Annotated in this window: 14 protein-coding genes; 2 read left to right on the forward strand and 12 right to left on the reverse strand. The window is 49.7% G+C overall.

Going from position 1 to position 15285, the window contains the following annotated elements; all coding sequences use genetic code 11:
- Window positions 1–175: helix-turn-helix domain-containing protein (locus ACTHTQ_RS01710; RefSeq protein WP_308112322.1), on the reverse strand; the 175-nt coding region annotated here is incomplete at its 3' end.
- Window positions 176–355: 180 nt separating this feature from the next.
- On the opposite strand from ACTHTQ_RS01710, the gene ACTHTQ_RS01715 reads away from it, so the two are divergent.
- Window positions 356–850: a hypothetical protein gene (locus tag ACTHTQ_RS01715; protein ID WP_440362895.1), complete on the forward strand. Its 495-nt coding sequence runs from the start codon at window positions 356–358 to the stop codon at window positions 848–850.
- A gap of 46 nt (window positions 851–896) precedes the next feature.
- On the opposite strand, the gene ACTHTQ_RS01720 is transcribed toward ACTHTQ_RS01715, so the two are convergent.
- On the reverse strand, window positions 897–1613 hold the full coding sequence (locus tag ACTHTQ_RS01720) for an S-methyl-5'-thioinosine phosphorylase (RefSeq protein WP_440362896.1): 717 nt from the start codon (window positions 1611–1613) through the stop codon (window positions 897–899).
- Between the two features lie 66 nt (window positions 1614–1679).
- On the reverse strand, window positions 1680–2750 hold the full coding sequence (locus ACTHTQ_RS01725) for an AI-2E family transporter (RefSeq protein WP_440362897.1): 1071 nt from the start codon (window positions 2748–2750) through the stop codon (window positions 1680–1682).
- A gap of 203 nt (window positions 2751–2953) precedes the next feature.
- Between ACTHTQ_RS01725 and purM the strand changes: the two genes are divergently transcribed.
- Entirely contained in the window at window positions 2954–3988 is a 1035-nt protein-coding gene (purM, locus tag ACTHTQ_RS01730; RefSeq protein WP_049328659.1) for a phosphoribosylformylglycinamidine cyclo-ligase, read from the forward strand.
- Between the two features lie 74 nt (window positions 3989–4062).
- On the opposite strand, the gene ACTHTQ_RS01735 is transcribed toward purM, so the two are convergent.
- From ACTHTQ_RS01735 to pdxJ, 9 genes are all read right to left on the reverse strand, one after another.
- Window positions 4063–5274, reverse strand: a complete 1212-nt coding sequence (locus ACTHTQ_RS01735) for an acetate kinase (RefSeq protein ID WP_440362898.1) — start codon at window positions 5272–5274, stop codon at window positions 4063–4065.
- Window positions 5275–5487: 213 nt separating this feature from the next.
- Window positions 5488–6657 carry a 2-methylaconitate cis-trans isomerase PrpF gene (prpF, locus tag ACTHTQ_RS01740; RefSeq protein WP_440362899.1) on the reverse strand — a complete coding sequence of 390 codons (1170 nt, stop codon included), beginning with the start codon at window positions 6655–6657 and terminating at the stop codon, window positions 5488–5490.
- A gap of 117 nt (window positions 6658–6774) precedes the next feature.
- Window positions 6775–9381 (reverse strand): Fe/S-dependent 2-methylisocitrate dehydratase AcnD, encoded by a 2607-nt coding sequence (gene acnD / locus ACTHTQ_RS01745; protein WP_440362900.1) that lies wholly within the window; start codon window positions 9379–9381, stop codon window positions 6775–6777.
- A gap of 402 nt (window positions 9382–9783) precedes the next feature.
- On the reverse strand, window positions 9784–10938 hold the full coding sequence (gene prpC, locus ACTHTQ_RS01750) for a bifunctional 2-methylcitrate synthase/citrate synthase (RefSeq protein WP_440362901.1): 1155 nt from the start codon (window positions 10936–10938) through the stop codon (window positions 9784–9786).
- 84 nt (window positions 10939–11022) lie between these two features.
- Window positions 11023–11898: a methylisocitrate lyase gene (gene prpB / locus ACTHTQ_RS01755; protein ID WP_039862334.1), complete on the reverse strand. Its 876-nt coding sequence runs from the start codon at window positions 11896–11898 to the stop codon at window positions 11023–11025.
- Between the two features lie 765 nt (window positions 11899–12663).
- On the reverse strand, window positions 12664–13086 hold the full coding sequence (locus ACTHTQ_RS01760) for a hypothetical protein (RefSeq protein WP_440362902.1): 423 nt from the start codon (window positions 13084–13086) through the stop codon (window positions 12664–12666).
- Between the two features lies 1 nt (window position 13087).
- Window positions 13088–13891 carry an NUDIX domain-containing protein gene (locus ACTHTQ_RS01765; protein WP_440363035.1) on the reverse strand — a complete coding sequence of 268 codons (804 nt, stop codon included), beginning with the start codon at window positions 13889–13891 and terminating at the stop codon, window positions 13088–13090.
- Window positions 13892–14044: 153 nt separating this feature from the next.
- On the reverse strand, window positions 14045–14422 hold the full coding sequence (gene acpS / locus ACTHTQ_RS01770) for a holo-ACP synthase (RefSeq protein ID WP_003686416.1): 378 nt from the start codon (window positions 14420–14422) through the stop codon (window positions 14045–14047).
- An 88-nt stretch (window positions 14423–14510) separates the two neighbouring features.
- Window positions 14511–15239, reverse strand: a complete 729-nt coding sequence (pdxJ, locus tag ACTHTQ_RS01775) for a pyridoxine 5'-phosphate synthase (RefSeq protein ID WP_070589100.1) — start codon at window positions 15237–15239, stop codon at window positions 14511–14513.
- Between the last annotated feature and the right edge of the window lie 46 nt (window positions 15240–15285).

Raw genomic sequence — 15285 nt, forward strand, 5'->3', positions numbered from 1 at the left:
TGGTTTGGGGTTTGAGCAGTCTGCCCCTTGCGGCTTTAAGTGCGCGGTAAATGGTGACGCGGCTGACTTGGTAGCGGCGTGCCAGGGAGGTGACGCTTTCCTTCCCCTGCGTGTAGGCCAGCCAAATAGCTTGGCGGTGGTGCGGGGTGAGACGGGTGTTTTTGTGCATGTTCATGTTTCAGTATTCTCCTGGAAATACTGTAAACAACGCTACTAGTTTCTACAAATCAAAGCTACAAGGCCGTCTGAAATTCCAGACGGCCTTTCTTATATTAAATAAATAGTAATAAGAATTGATTTCATTATATTTTGAGTTTAAGATAGCTTGGTTAATTGCTTTTCTATGGTTATTGCCATGCGCTACCACTTTCCTATTGCCGTTGATATTTATGATTTTTTGTATACCGGCCGATTTGACTATCTGGAAATCGGACAATCGGCAGAGTCCATTTTGCAGATGTTTCCTGCGCCTGATTACGTCCCTAAAGGCTTGTTGGTGCAAAAAGGCTGGAATATTTGGCTTTATGGCGATATCGAACTGCATTTCTCCGACAATCGGCTGACACAGATTCGTGCTGATTTTCAACCTGATGCTGCATTAAGCGGCGGCCGTTGGGTAAAGTTGAATCCGTGGTTTTTTGCAAATGGCTGCCTTGATGTTTATGCCGTCATTCAGCGCTTAGTGCAACGCAATATTGACTTTATTAAAACGGAAACGCATACCAATTTAATTTTGCAGCTGCAAAGCGGGGTCGAATTGATTTTTGAAAAATGTCGGGGCATGCAACTTGCCTCGTTCCGCAAACAAAAAGCCTCCCTGCCCCATTGGGCGCGTGAAACGGCTTCTTAAATAAAACAATGCCGTCTGAAAACATCATTTCAGACGGCATTATCAGTTACAAACCATTCAATAATTGTCGGATTTTGGTCATCGTCATAGAAGTCTGTTCATTACAGCCCACAGTCCCTACTCCGCTATCAAAGCAATCAATGCTGCTGACGCTGCAAAAGTGGGCATAGGCCATTTTCAACTCTCTGGCCAAAACGGCTTCGGGCATACCGGTCATACCGAGTACATCTACGCCGTCACGTCGATAACGGACGATTTCTGCGCGGGTTGGACGGCGCGGGCCTTGCAGACAGCCATAAACGGCGGAGTCGTAAATCGGCACATTGTGCGCTTTCGTGATATTCAACAATTCTTGTCGCAATTCATTGCAATAAGGGTTGAAAAAATCGGTATGGACGACAGGGCATTCCTGGCCTTCAAAAAAAGTATCTTTACGGCCATAGGTATAGTCGATCAAATCGTCCGGCAACACCAAACTGCCGTTTTCAAAATCGGGATTGATACCGACGACTGAAGAAATGGCAATGATGTTTTCGACGCCTAAAGAGTGCAACGCCCAGATATTGGCGCAGTAGTTGATTTCATGCGGCGCGATGGTATGGCTGAAGCCGTGTCGAGCAAGAAAAACAATATCCAAGCGCCCCAATCTGCCGAACAAAATAGGGCTGCTGGTTAAGCCGTATGGAGTACGTACGATTTTTCGCTCAGTAATTTCGAGTTCCGGCAGTTTGGTCAAACCGCTGCCGCCGATAATGGCTAACATATAGACTTCCTTTGTTATCAATGGCCGTCTGAAACTTGGATTTCAGACGGCCTTAATATCATCGATTTATTTATGTTTGTAAAAATGGCTGCCGAAATAGGCAGATGCACCTTCACGCAATAAAACCAATGTTACGGCGGCAAGCGGCAGGCCGGCAAGCATACCGACAAAACCCATCAATTGCCCGAAAGCCATCAACGAGAAAATCACCCAGAACGGAGATAAACCGATGCGGTCGCCGACGATTTTAGGCGTAATGAAAAAGCTTTCCAAGAATTGTCCGACACCGAATAAAGCCCAGACCATCAACAAGCCCTGCCATGAGCCATATTGCAAAAGCGCGGCAACCGTTGCCAGCAAAAGGCCGGTAAATGCGCCCAAATACGGAATAAATACTAAAATACCGGCAATCATACCGATGGCAAAGCCGGAATCCAAACCGACCAGCATCAAGCCCAAGCCATAAACCAAGCCCATAATCATCATAACCATCAGCTGGCCGCGCAGAAACTCGCCCAAAACTTCATCCATATTGCCGCTGATACGCGTGTAGGTCTCGATAAAACGGCGTGGAACCAGTTTGCTGATTCCGGAAGACCAGCGTTTCCAATCCAACAAGAAGTAATATAGCAACAAAGGCAACAACACCAAATTGCTGACGCCGCTGATCACGTTGCCGCTTTGACGCATCAAGGTAGGAATCCATTCTTTGAGCGTATTGCTCAACTCATCCGTATGCGACTGCAACCATGCAATAATCGATTCTTGATCGATTTGAATATAATCCCCGCTGACGCTGTTGAGCCACGGCAGCAGTTTGTTTTGAACAAAGCCCACGATTTGTGGCAGGCGTTCGGCCAGATTGTTAAACTGGTTCAACAACATAGGTACGATAATCAATACCAACGACAGCAATATCAGCAAAGCCAGTGCCATAATAATCATAGAGGCCGGCGCGCGACGGATACGCTTCAATTGCAGCCACTCAACCAAGGGATTCAAAACATAGGCCAAAACGGCGGCCACGATAAACGGCGTCAAAACATCGCCCAAAGCATATAAAAGCCAAATAAAGGCTGCGATAACGCAAGCCATAATAATCCACGGTTTTGCGCCGCGCGTTCTCTTTTGATACATAAAAAGGTGTTCCCCAGTTGATGCTTAAGGTTTTCAAAATAAATAAGCAGTATAACAGATTCACAAAGGCCGTCTGAAAGTGAGACGGCTATTAAGATAAAATAAAAATTGTTGACAATAATGCCAAAAAATTCAGCCTGAATCCTCCAATTTAAGATAAAATACGCTCCGACAATCTACCCATACCCGAATAAGGAAATCCAATGAGCACTTCTTTGAGCTATCGTGACGCAGGCGTGGATATCGACGCAGGCGATCAACTGGTCGAAAACATCAAACCTTTTGCCAAGCGTACTATGCGCCCTGAAGTGTTGGGTGATTTGGGCGGTTTCGGCGCTTTGGTCGAAATCGGCAAAAAATACAAAAATCCGGTATTGGTTTCCGGTACGGACGGCGTCGGCACCAAGCTGAAACTGGCATTCGACTGGGACAAACACGATACCGTCGGCATCGATTTGGTTGCCATGAGCGTCAATGATATTTTGGTTCAAGGTGCAGAACCTTTGTTCTTCTTGGACTATTTCGCTTGCGGCAAGTTGGATGTTGCCCGCGCGACTGATGTGATTAAAGGCATTGCCCAAGGCTGCGAAGAATCCGGTTGCGCTTTGATTGGCGGTGAAACTGCCGAAATGCCGGGCATGTATCCCGAAGGCGAATACGACTTGGCCGGTTTTGCCGTCGGCGTGGTTGAAAAAGAACGCGTCATCAACGGCCGCAGCATTCAGGCCGGAGACATTGTTTTGGGCTTGGCTTCCAACGGCGCACACTCCAACGGCTACTCTTTGGTACGCAAAATTATCGAGCGCGACAATCCCGATTTGGATGCGGAATTCGACAACGGCAAAACCTTGCGCGAAGCCATCATCGCCCCTACCCGCCTGTATGTGAAACCTATCCTTGCCGCTTTGGAAAAATTCACGATTAAAGGCATGGCCCATATTACTGGCGGCGGCATTACTGAAAACGTACCTCGCGTTTTGCCTGAAAATACCGTCGCACAAATCGATGCCAAAGCGTGGGAATTGCCTAAACTGTTCCAATGGCTGCAAAAAGCAGGCAATGTGGAAACCCAAGAAATGTACCGTACATTTAACTGCGGTATCGGCATGGTCGTTATCATTGCCAAAGAAGATGCCGATGCGGTACAGGCATTCTTGAGCGAACAAGGCGAAACCGTTTACCGATTGGGCGCAGTTCGTGAGCGCAACGGCGACGAACATCAAACCCAAGTGGCTTGATTAAGATGTAATTAAAAAAGTGCGGATGATGAATCCGCACTTTTTATTGTTTATGGTCTAAGAAAATCTCCGCTCTAGCCTGCTTCTTCCATAAAGCCGGCCAATTGAGCCGTATCATGGGCAATCATCAGCTCTTCATTGGTTGGAACGACCAAAACAGCCGGCATAGAACCTGTCGGGCTGATGATACCGGAGTTGCCGTAGCGTTTGTCCATATTGGCTTTGGTGTCGATGTGCAGACCTAAGAAATCCAAGTAGGAAACGGTTTTGGCGCGGATATTACGCGAGTTTTCGCCGATACCGCCGGTAAACACGAGCGCGTCAACGCCGCCACAAGCCACAGCCATCGAGGCAATATATTTGGCAAGGCGGTAAGTCATGACTTCCAAAGCCAAACGTGTGCCTTCATGGCCTTCATCCGCAGCGATTTCCAAAGAACGGCAGTCGTTGGAGAGTTCGGAAATACCGAGCAAGCCTGATTTTTTGTTCAGCATTTCATCAACTTGGGCAACATCCAAACCGGCGTGTGAAGTCAGATAGCTGTATACGCCCGGGTCGATGTCGCCGCAACGTGTACCCATTACCAAACCTTCGATCGGCGTGAAGCCCATACTGGTGTCAACGGATTTGCCGTTTCGGATGGCGGTAATGGATGCGCCGTTGCCTAAGTGGGCAATAATCATGCGGATGTCTTCCAACGGTTTGCCCAAGATGCGTGCGGCTTCAGGGGCGACGTAACGCATACTGGTACCGTGGAAACCGTAGCGGCGGAAAGCGTATTTTTTACGCAATTCGCGCGGAACGGCATAAGTGTAGGCACGTTCCGGCATGGTTTGGTGGAACGAGGTGTCCATCACGCCGACGTTGGGCAGGCCGGGGAAGTGTTCCTGCGCGGCGAGGATGCCGCTGATGTTGGCGGGGTTGTGCAGCGGGGCAAGCGGGATGCAGGCTTTCAGTTCGTCAAGGACGTCTTGGTCGATGAGGACGGACTCGTGATATTTTTCGCCGCCGTGGGCGATGCGGTGGCCGATGGCTTTGATGCGGTCGTGCAGGCCGTGTTTTTCCAGTTCGTTCAACAACATACCCACCGCGCCGGCGTGGCAGTTGCGGCCGGTTAAAGCTGTTTGGCATTTTTTGCCGTCTTTGCTGAACGTAATGACTGCTTCGGGCGTACCCAAACGTTCGCCGAGACAGCTTAAGAGAACTTTACCGTTTTTACGATCGATAACAGCGCCTTTGAGTGAAGAGCTGCCGCAGTTCAGAACAAGAATGAGTTGGTTGGACATGGTGTTTCTCCTTTGAATTTTTGATTGTTTTTTTGGCTTCAGGCCGTCCGAAAAGAGCAAGAATCTTTGAGCGCTTTCCAGATTGCCTTTGGTTTGGTGTTTAGTCAGGCTTAATGCCCAATCCTAATCTCCATTGCAGGTATCGCTACCCGACTAAAATCTGCTTATTTGGTTTTCAGACGGCCTTGTTTAATGGCGTGGCCGTCTGAAAACTTAAAAGCAATCTTCCGGCACTCGGACTTGTCCTTCCATAATCACGCGTGCGCTACGGCTCATAACTGCTTTGGTAGCCGTCCATTGTCCGTCCTGACATTCGGCGGCGGCACCAACGCGCAGTGTGCCTGACGGATGGCCGAAGCGGACTTCTTTACGCGCTCCGCCTCCGGCTGCAAGGTTGACCAGCGTACCGGGCACGGCGGCGGCGGTAGCGATGGCAACTGAAGCGGTGCCCATCATGGCGTGATGCAATTTACCCATGCTCAGTGCGCGTACCAATAAGTCGATGTCGGCAGCTTGGACGGTTTTGCCGCTTGAAGCGGTGTAATCGGACGCGGGAGCGACAAAAGCGACTTTCGGAGTATGGGCGCGGGTGGCGGCTTCGGATACGTCGCTGATCAAGCCCATTTTCAGCGCGCCATATGCGCGGATGGTTTCAAATTTTTCCAGGGCTGCGGCATCGTTGTTGATGTCGTCTTGCAACTCTTTGCCTGTATAGCCCAAATCTGCGGCATTCAGGAAAATGGTTGGAATCCCGGCATTGATAAGCGTGGCTTTCAGACGGCCTATATTCGGCACATCAATTTCATCGACCAAATTACCGGTTGGGAACATACTGCCTTCGCCGTCGGCCGGATCTAAAAATTCGATTTGTACTTCGGCTGCCGGAAACGTTACGCCGTCAAGCTCAAAATCACCTGTTTCCAACACTGCGCCGTTTTGCATCGGCACATGGGCAATAATGGTTTTGCCGATGTTTTTTTGCCAGATTTTGACGGTACACAGGCCGTCTGAAGGGATTTTGGATTTATCGACCAAGCCTTGCTCGATGGCAAATGCGCCCACGGCGGCGGTCAAATTACCGCAGTTACCGCTCCAATCGACAAAAGGTTTGTCGATGGAAACTTGTCCGAACAAGTAATCGACATCGTGATCGGCGCGTTCGGATTTGTCCAAAATCACGGCTTTGCTGGTGGACGAACTGGCGTTGCCCAAACCGTCAATCTGTTTGCCGTAAGGGTCGGGGCTGCCGAGTACGCGCAAGAGGATTTTGTCGCGTGCCTCGCCTGCTTCCTGCGCAGCGGGCGGCAGATCGGTGCGTTTGAAGAAAATGCCTTTAGATGTACCGCCGCGGTAGTAAACGGCTGGAATTTTAATTTGCGGCATTTCGGGTTCTCCTTTGTATTTCTAGTATGGTTTTTTCAGACGGCCTCTCAAATATTCAAGGCCGTCTGAAAACCTTTTTGAGCGTAGCCTGGGCATTTTGACGATACCCGATTTACCTTACGCTGCATTTCCTTCTAAGAAGTCTTGTGCGAAGCGTTGCAACACGCCACCGGCTTCATATACCAACACTTCTTCTGCGGTATCGAGGCGGCAGGTAACCGGAACTTCGACGGTTTCGCCGTTTTTACGGTGAATCACGAGGGTCAGGTCGCAGCGCGGTGTGCGTTCGCCGACAACGTCGTAGGTTTCCGTACCGTCCAGTTGCAGGGTATGGCGGTTGGTACCCGGTTTGAACTGCAGCGGCAACACGCCCATACCGATCAAGTTGGTGCGGTGGATACGCTCGAAGCCTTCGGCAACAATCGCTTCCACGCCGGCGAGGCGTACGCCTTTTGCAGCCCAGTCGCGGCTTGAGCCTTGACCGTAGTCCGCACCGGCGATGATGATGAGCGGCTGTTTGCGGTTCATATAGGTTTCGATGGCTTCCCACATACGCATCACTTGACCTTCAGGTTCAACACGTGCCAGAGAACCTTGGCGTACGCTGCCGTCTTCATTTCTCACCATTTCGTTAAACAGTTTCGGATTGGCGAAGGTAGCGCGTTGGGCGGTCAAGTGGTCGCCGCGGTGGGTTGCGTAAGAGTTAAAGTCTTCTTCAGGCAAACCCATTTTCGCCAAATATTCGCCTGCGGCACTGCTGGCCAAAATCGCATTGGACGGCGATAGGTGGTCGGTGGTGATGTTGTCGGGCAAAATCGCCAGCGGGCGCATACCGCTCAACGTGCGTTCCCCTGCCAGTGCGCCTTCCCAGTAAGGTGGGCGGCGGATGTAGGTGGACATCGGACGCCAGTCGTACAGCGGGCTTGGTGCTTTTTGCGCTGTGCCGGTATCGAACATTGGGATATAAACGTCGCGGAATTGTTGCGGTTTCACATATTCGGCAACGATGGCATCGATTTCTTCATCGGTAGGCCAAATATCTTTCAGGCGGATTTCTTTGCCGTCTGCAACGCCGAGTACGTCGTTTTCAATATCGAAACGGATACTGCCTGCCAGCGCGTAGGCAACGACCAACGGAGGCGAAGCAAGGAAAGCCTGTTTCGCATACGGATGGATACGACCGTCGAAGTTTCGGTTGCCTGACAATACGGCGGTGGCGTATAAATCGCGGTCGATAATTTCCTGCTGGATTTTCGGATCCAGTGCGCCGCTCATGCCGTTACAGGTGGTACATGCGAAGGCAACGATACCGAAACCGAGTTTTTCCATTTCAGGCAGCAGGCCTGCTTCTTTCAAATAGATTTCGGCTACTTTTGAACCCGGTGCAAACGAAGATTTCACCCAAGGTTTGCGTTTCAAGCCGAGACGGTTGGCATTGCGTGCCAACAGCGCGGCGGCGACGACGTTGCGCGGATTGGAAGTATTGGTACACGAAGTAATCGCGGCAATAATCACTGCACCATCAGGCATTTGGCCGTCTGAAGGCTCTTCGTAAGGTTTAGCCAAGCCTTTGCCGGCCAAATCGGCGGTCGCAAAACGGGCATGCGGATTACTTGGGCCTGCCATATTGCGCGTTACGCTGCTCAAATCAAATTTCAAAACGCGAGGATAAACGGCGGTTTTCAAGGCATCTGCCCACAAGCCTGCAGTTTTGGCGTAGATTTCTACCAATTTCACTTGCGCGTCGTCACGACCGGTCAGTTTCAAATAATCAATGGTTTGCTCATCAATAGCGAACATCGCGGCAGTCGCGCCGAACTCAGGGGTCATATTGGAAATAGTGGCACGGTCGCCGATAGACAGACTTCTTGCGCCCTCACCGAAGAATTCGACAAATGCGCCAACCACGCGCTCTTTACGCAAGAATTCGGTCAGTGCCAACACGATGTCGGTGGCAGTAATGCCCGGCTGGCGTTTGCCGGTCAGCTCAACGCCGACGATATCAGGCAGACGCATCATGGATGCACGGCCCAACATTACGGTTTCAGCTTCCAAACCGCCCACGCCTACGGAAATCACGCCCAATGAATCGACGTGCGGCGTATGGGAGTCAGTACCCACACAAGTATCAGGGAATGCCACACCGTTTTTGACTTGGACAACCGGCGACATTTTTTCCAAGTTGATTTGGTGCATAATGCCGTTGCCTGCCGGAATCACGTCCACATTTTCAAAGGCGGTTTTTGTCCAGTTGATGAAGTGGAAACGGTCTTCGTTACGTCTGTCTTCGATTTCGCGGTTTTTGCGGAAGGCATCAGGATCGTAGCCGCCGCATTCAACGGCTAAAGAGTGGTCAACGATAAGCTGGGTTTGCACCACCGGATTGACTTTGGAAGGATCGCCGCCTTTTTCTGCAATCGCATCGCGCAGGCCTGCCAAATCCACCAACGCTGTCTGACCCAGAATATCGTGACACACCACGCGTGCAGGATACCAAGGGAAGTCGATTTCCTGTTTTCCCTCAATCAGCTGGCCCAGCCAGCTTTGCAGCGTAGGCAGGTCGACTTTGTCTGCGCGGTTAACCAAGTTCTCAGCCAAGATACGGCTTGTGTAAGGCAACTTGTCGTAAGAGCCTGGTTTGATGTCTTCACACGCCTGGCGCGCGTCGTAATATTCCAAATCCGTACCGGGTAAAGCTTTGCGGTAACGTTGGTTGGCAGTCATGTCGGTTCTCCTAAATCTATTATTTTTTTGGTTTTGGGGTTTCAGACGGCCTGTTGATTCGGACCTTTAGGCCGTCTGAAACCATAAATTCTGTTTTATTGCTTGTTGTCTAAAAATCTATTCGCGGTATGAAAAAAAATTGCTGCTCCGCTACCATCATTCCCGTATAGACGGAAATCCAAACTTAAATCTTTCAGTACTCTTTACAGCAGAACATTTCACCTTTTGAATTTCTGCCTGTATGGGAATGACGACAGCAGAGCAGCATGTTTTCCAAACGGCCGGCTCTCTCTCTCGTATACTGCACTAGGCCGTCGAAAAACGAAAACATCATTTATTCATTGTTTTCAAACGGCATTTCGAGATGGGGCGGGCAGGCGGCCCACCCTGCTGTTACGCATATTAGCGGTTTTCAATCTCCACGAATGCCAAATCTTCAGGGCCTGTGTAGTTTGCGCTCGGACGGATGATTTTGCCGTCTTTGCGTTGCTCGAGAACGTGTGCGCTCCAACCGGTTGTACGGGAAATCACGAACAGCGGTGTGAACATAGCGGTCGGTACGCCCAATTTTTGGTAGGAAACGGCAGAGAACCAGTCCAGATTCGGGAACATTTTTTTCTCTTCCCACATCACGCTTTCCAAGCGTTCGGCAATGTCAAAGAGGCGCATATCGCCGGTTTCTTTGCTCAAACCGCGTGCCACTTCTTTAATGACAACGTTGCGCGGGTCGGAAATGGTGTACACCGGATGACCGAAACCGATAACGATTTCTTTACGGGCGATGCGTTCGCGGATGTCGGCTTCGGCTTCGTCGGCGTTGCGGTAGCGTTTTTGGATGTCGTAGGCAACTTCGTTCGCGCCGCCGTGTTTCGGACCTTTGAGCGCGCCGATGGCGCCGGTGATGCATGAATACATATCAGAGCCTGTACCGGCAATCACGCGGGCGGTAAAGGTAGAAGCGTTGAACTCGTGTTCTGCATACAGAATCAGTGAAACGTGCATGGCTTTGATGTGTGATTCGCTTGGGCGTTTGCCGTGCAACAGGTGCAGGAAATGACCGCCGATGGTCTCTTCGTCGCTTTCAACTTCAATGCGTTTGCCGTTGTGCGAATATTGATACCAGTACAAGAGAATGCTGCCGAGGCTAGCAATCAGTTTGTCGGCGATGTCGCGCGCTTCACTTTCCGGATGGCTTTCACGTTCAGGATGAACGCAGCCCAGCATGGATACGCCGGTACGCATCACGTCCATCGGATGGGTATGTGCAGGCAGACTTTCCAAAACTTTAATCACACGGATAGGCAGGCCGCGCATGGATTTGAGCTTGGTTTTATAAGCGGCCAGCTCGAATTTGTTGGGCAGATGACCGTGAATCAGCAGGTGGGCGACTTCTTCAAACTCGCATTTTTGTGCCAAATCCAAGATGTCGTAACCGCGATAGCTCAAATCGTTACCGGTACGGCCAACGGTACACAATTCGGTATTACCGGCCGCAACGCCAGAAAGCGCAACGGATTTTTTAGGTTTGAAGGTCGGGGTTTGAGTAGTTTCAGTCATGGTATTTCTCCTTTGTATTTTTATGGGTTTTATTTTTCAGACGGCCGATGCGGATTTATTGAAAGGCCATCTGAAAGCGGTTACTTATTTTTGAAACAATTTATCCAGTTTTTGCTCGAAGGCATGATAGTTCAGATGCTCGTACAGCTCGGCACGAGTTTGCATACTGTCAACCACCGCCGCCTGAGTGCCATCGCGCATAATCGCTTCGTAAACATTCAGCGCGGCTTTGCTTGCTGCGCGGAACGATGACAGCGGATACAGCACCAGTGACACGCCGTTTTCAGCCAGCTCGCTTTGGGTATAAAGCGGAGTGGAACCAAACTCGGTAATGTTGGCCAATACAGGAACTTTCACTGCATCTGCAAATTGGCGGTACATTTTCAAATCGGTCATGGCTTCAGGGAAAATCATGTCTGCACCGGCTTCGACACAAGCCTGAGCGCGTTCGATAGCGGCATCCAAACCTTCTACCGCCAGCGCATCGGTACGCGCCATAATCACAAAGTTCTCATCAACGCGCGCATCTACGGCAGCTTTGATACGGTCGACCATTTCATCTTTAGAAACGATGGCTTTGTTCGGACGGTGGCCGCAGCGTTTCTGCGCTACCTGATCTTCAATGTGAACCGCTGCAACACCAGCGCGTTCAAAGTTGCGGATGGTACGGGCAATATTGAATGCACCGCCCCAACCCACATCGATGTCCACCAGCAGAGGCGTATCCACGTTGTCCGTAATGCGTCGCGCGTCGATCAGCACGTCTTCCATTGTGGTAATACCCAAATCAGGGATACCGCAAGAGCAGGCTGCCACGCCGCCGCCAGACAGATAAATCGCCTTGAAACCGCTTTGGGTGGCCAATCGTGCAAAGTAAGCATTGACGCAACCGACGACGGCAAGAGGATTCGATTCTTTCACGGCTTGGCGGAAACGTGCTCCGGCAGAGTGTTGGCTCATCATATTTCTCCTTTATAGACTTTTTTCAGTATTAATCGGACGGCTCAGTTTTTTCACAACTTGAAACGAACCGTTTAAAAAGAAACAATCGTTCTAAAAACTGTTTTCAGACGGCCTGTAAAATTTCAATCATCAACCATCTAAAAATTTAAAATCAATAAATACAAATAGTTATCAAAAACAATAAATACAATAAGGCTGAAGCGGAGGTGTACGTTTTTTAATTTTTATTAATCAAAATATGAATTCGATTGGAGATACAGATATTTTAAAACCCGAAACGTTTGTAGGAATGCAGAAACTGGATTCGGGTTGAGAGCCTTCAGACCGTCGGGACTGCCAATAAACTGGCGGCGACGGGAGCGGCAGAGATGAGAGAAAATCTATAACAAGAGAGAGTGGTTTGATACAGATTCATGATGATGTTCCTTTGTAGTGCGATGTAGTTTTTATTTATGGAAACAAATTTAAAAAATAAAACAGGTCTTGTCAAACACTTTTTTCAAAAAAATTATAAAAAATTCAGTTATTAATAAACGATTTTTTTGCAACAAATGTAAAAAACGGACAGGCTGTACCACATCAAACCCTTATGTGGACTAGCTTCTGCCCGTTTTGTGCTTTTGGCTGATAGTCAGAATAATTGTAAACAATCTATCTAAAAATAATTTATAATTGATTCATTTATAAAGAACTTTTAAATATGTTGTCTGAAAAAAATTAAAATTTTTGCCTTTAAATTTTCAGACGGCCTTTGCATGATGACTACTCTGCACTAAATACCGTCTGAAAAGTCTGTTTGCCAATGGTAATGTCGGCAGTGTAATCATGGCGGCCTTCGACGCAAAACGGCAAGCGGATTTGCGCAGCCTGCCAACTTTGCGGCGATTGTTGCGTCAGGTTGTAGCGATTGAAGCCCATGTCCATGTTTTTCATACTGAAACTGATACTGACCGCGCCCGTATTCTTCGGCACATTTTCCACCACAATATCGAAAGGCTCGTGTGTATTGATGGAGGTCGCTCGCACTTTTGAACCGTCAGGCAGGACGCAGCCTTGTGTCAGACTACATTCGACTACATTCGCTTTTGTCTGTTGCAGCTGCCACCAATCCAAAAGCAGCAGTTTGGCCGCCGCAAACACAATCAGTAAAACAGCGGCAATCAGTAGTTTTTGATTTTTACTCATTTCAGACGGCCTCAATGTCATTATCGGTCAAAACGGCATGCGCACCCATGCTCTGCCATTGTTCGCGATAAATGGAAACCATGCTTTCCGGAGCAGCCGCAATCAGCGGCATAGCCACGCCTTGCGCCAAAATATCGACAACTTGCTTGGCTGCCGCTTCATTCGTCACTTTCCAAACGACAGCATCGGTATTTTGCACCTGCTGCCATTGTTCGGCGTTTTCAATGATTGGCCACACGCTGGGCGTTTCTATCGGCTTGCCTTGTTGCCAATCGGCAAAATCCAGCAATACGGCAGAGGCGGTTTGATGTTGAGCCGACAGATACTGTGCAACATGATATTCGCCCATGCTGTTTTGACCGCAGAATCCGCTTTTCAGACGGCCTTGAAGCTGGCGCGGAATAGAGAGGGAACGTAATAATGCGCTATTGGCAGGCAACATCGGCGCAACGGTAAAATCCCCTGCCTTTTGCCATGCCCATTTCTGCCCTTCCCTCGATTGGATTTCGCCCGTCCATTGGTCGGCTTCCACCCATAAAAAATGCAGGCGTACATGTGCGTGTTCGTAGGAATGGACTTTGGTCAGCCACGGAGTAGCGGCAAGAATACGGATACCGAGTTCTTCTTCAAACTCGCGCTGCAAGGCTTGAAAATCGCTTTCACCGGCTTCCACCTTGCCGCCGGCAAATTCCCAATAACCGGCATACGGCTTGCCCTCAGGGCGGGAACTGAGCAGGTAGCGGCCGTTTTGGTCGAGCAAAATTCCGGCAACCACTTGTACCAATGGACGTGTGTCTTCAGTCATCATGAGCTTATTCTTATATACGGCAGGCAGTGACACCTGCCGATTTATACGTAAAAAAACGATGTCGGGCCTATACGCCCGACCTTCAACAAATACCTAACCTTTCAGGCCGTCTGAAAAGGATTTTCTATTTCAGACTACTTAAATCCGGCCTTATTTTTCTGCAATGACAAAAGCCATAACGGTATCCTCTTCATCGCTCATACTGAGATGGCAGCTTCGGATACCCTGTTCTTCCAGCCATTTGGTCAAAGCCGGTGCAAAAAATAATTCAGGTTTGCCCAATGCGTCATGCCCGACACCGATATTGCGGAAAGACACCACGCCGCGTATGCCCGTACCGACGGCTTTGGCAAAAGCCTCTTTGGCGGCAAAGCGTTTGGCAAGATAGTTGACCGGTTTGCCTGCCTGCGGAAATTCCAACAGCTCTTCCGGACTGAGAATGCGTTGCGCAAATGCCAGTCCGAATTTTTTGTTCAGGCGGATAATGCGTTTGAGGGAAACAATGTCTGTACCGATTCCGTAAATCATGGGTCTGCTCCTTGTTTAAATAGTCAGGCCGTCTGAAAGTGTGGATACCAGCCAAAGCCAATTGCCTTAGCCGGTATGGCTGATGCCGTTAAGGCAGCATTCTGGCTCTGAACATGACCTCCTTCATTTGACGGACTGCTTCAGGCAGACCGAGAAAGAGTGCTTGGGAAATCAGCGAATGGCCGATATTCAGTTCGCGGATGGCGAGAATTTGAGCAATCGGCGTAACGTTGTGAATGGTCAGGCCGTGTCCGGCATTGACGACCAAACCCAAATCGCTGGCGTAATGCGCGCCGTTTTGAATCCGCTCGAATTGTTTCATTTGCTCGGCGTGGCTGTGTGCATCGGCATACGCACCGGTGTGCAACTCGATAACGGGCGCGCCGACATCATAAGCGGCTTGGATTTGCGCGTTGTCAGCGTCGATAAACAAGGACACGCGGATGCCTGCGTCGGTCAGGATTTTGGTGAATTCGGCTACTTTATCCTGTTGCGCCAATACGTCCAAACCGCCTTCGGTGGTCACTTCTTGACGTTTTTCAGGCACAAGGCACACATCTTCCGGCATGACGTTGAGCGCGTTTTCCAGCATTTCTTCCGTCAGCGCCATTTCCAAATTCAGGCGCGTGCGGATGGCGTTTTTAACGGCGAACACATCCGCATCTTTAATATGGCGGCGGTCTTCACGCAAGTGCATGGTAATCAAATCTGCGCCGTGGGTTTCCGCAATCAGCGCCGCTTCGACAGGGCTGGGATAAATCGTACCGCGCGCATTGCGGACGGTGGCAATATGGTCGATGTTTACGCCTAACAACATAATAATGTCCTTTCATTAAGGTTTCAGACGGCCTGAGCCTTTACCT

Origin of the sequence: Neisseria sp. P0020.S003 (assembly GCF_051957095.1) — a bacterium.
Taxonomy (GTDB): domain Bacteria; phylum Pseudomonadota; class Gammaproteobacteria; order Burkholderiales; family Neisseriaceae; genus Neisseria; species Neisseria subflava.